General features: G+C 57.5%; 2 protein-coding genes. One reads left to right on the forward strand and one right to left on the reverse strand.

The genetic code is table 11. The features are described from left to right. The coding region (locus A6M21_RS07865) for a tRNA (adenosine(37)-N6)-threonylcarbamoyltransferase complex transferase subunit TsaD (RefSeq protein ID WP_427854614.1) at nucleotides 1–474 on the reverse strand (474 nt) is incomplete at its 3' end. Between the two features lie 266 nt (nucleotides 475–740). Here A6M21_RS07865 and A6M21_RS07870 point away from each other — a divergent pair. Next, nucleotides 741–1,187 (forward strand): endonuclease/exonuclease/phosphatase family protein (locus A6M21_RS07870; RefSeq protein WP_201721852.1); only part of this gene is annotated, 447 nt, incomplete at its 3' end.

The raw sequence follows: 1,187 nt of genomic DNA on the forward strand, positions 1-1,187 counted from the left end.
GCCGCCCAGCACCACAAAATCACCGTGGCGGCGCAGCAGCACCAGTTCCGTATGCCCGCCGCTGACCACCAGGCAGAGCAGGGGCAGGGGCAGATCCGGCCGGACCAGGAAATTGGCGTAAATATGCGCCTCAATATGATTAACGGCCAACAGGGGGATGTTGAGGGCATAAGCCACGGCCTTGGCCGCCGACACCCCCACCAGCAGCGCCCCCACCAGCCCGGGGCCGTTCGTCACGGCCACCGCATCCAGATCACGGAAGCCAAACCCGGCGTCGTCCAACGCTTCTTTGATCACAGGATTGATCAATTCCAGGTGTTTGCGGGAGGCCACTTCCGGCACCACCCCGCCGAACTTTTTATGTATTTCCACCTGCGAAGAAATAATGTTCGAGCGTATCTCCACTCCGTCCACCACCACGGCAGCCGACGTTTCATCGCAGGAGGTTTCCAGGGCCAGAATTTTAATCCCCATTTGCTTCTTTCCTTTCGACGACATAATAGTATTATAACAGAAAAACGATCCCGGCAAAAACGGCGGGACTGGTATTGACGCATCAAAGCCGTTGCATCCTTCTCCGTTAACGGACCCGGACAAGTAATTGTGCAATAAAAAATCTCCACGCCCTGAACGCCCGGCATAATACCCCGTACGCGGTTCAGGGACCGTCGCACCGGTTTTTTTAAGCATAAAACGGCCTGCCGCCACATCCGCAAAAAACGGGCCGGGAGAGTCAAACCATGCACTGGAAAATCCTGACCTACAACATTCATCACGGACGAAACGCCGACGGCCGGATTTCCCTGCCGCGTCTGGCAGCGGTGATCAGCGCGGAGCAACCGGATCTGGCCGCCCTGCAGGAAGTGGACCGTTTCCTGCCTCGCAGCCGCATGCGCGATCAGGCGCTGGTACTGGCGGCTCATACCGGGCTGCACCATGCCTTTGCCGCCAACATCCGCTGGCTTGGTTTCATGCAATACGGCAATGCCGTGTTGAGCCGCCTCCCCTTGCTGGAACAAAGGCGCCTTTCCTTGCCCGGTACAGGGGAAAAAAGAGGGTTGCTGATCGTCCGGCTCACCCGGGAAAAAAGAACGGTCATTTTCCTTTGCACCCACCTGGGTCTTGACCGGTCGGAGCGAAAACAGCAACTCACCGCCATCCGGGATAGTATTACCCTGTTTACGGAA

The organism is Desulfotomaculum copahuensis, assembly GCF_001655685.1.
Classification (GTDB): domain Bacteria; phylum Bacillota; class Desulfotomaculia; order Desulfotomaculales; family Desulfovirgulaceae; genus Desulfotomaculum_G; species Desulfotomaculum_G copahuensis.